Annotated in this window: 1 pseudogene; it reads right to left on the reverse strand. The window is 57.8% G+C overall.

The features are described from left to right. Nucleotides 1-320 (reverse strand): annotated as a pseudogene (locus tag B7449_RS19110) (ATP-binding protein); the annotation flags it as partial.

The following is a 320-nucleotide window of genomic DNA, read 5'->3' on the forward strand; positions in this document are numbered from 1 at the left end:
CGGAGCGCCGTGTCTCCAGGCGTCGTCGAAAAAGACCAGAGTTCGATTGGCCCCAGGACGTTCACCAGAAGCTGTTCATACTTTGCTTCTCCGGCCGACATGTCCACGAAGAACGGCGCACCATTCTTTCCCGGACCCGGCAGCGCGTTGCGGATGACATAGGCGCTGGCATCGGACAGCTTGAAGCGTCGGATAAGGCTGTCCGCCGTCTCCTGATCACCGCATTTGAGGACCCATCGGGCGGTTGATATCTTGTAGAGGTCCTCGCTGAAATCGGTATGGTTCTGTGAAATGAAGGCGAGCTGGACGTTGTGCTTGCG

It is taken from the genome of Komagataeibacter intermedius TF2 (genome assembly GCF_000964425.1).
GTDB classification, from domain to species: domain Bacteria; phylum Pseudomonadota; class Alphaproteobacteria; order Acetobacterales; family Acetobacteraceae; genus Komagataeibacter; species Komagataeibacter intermedius.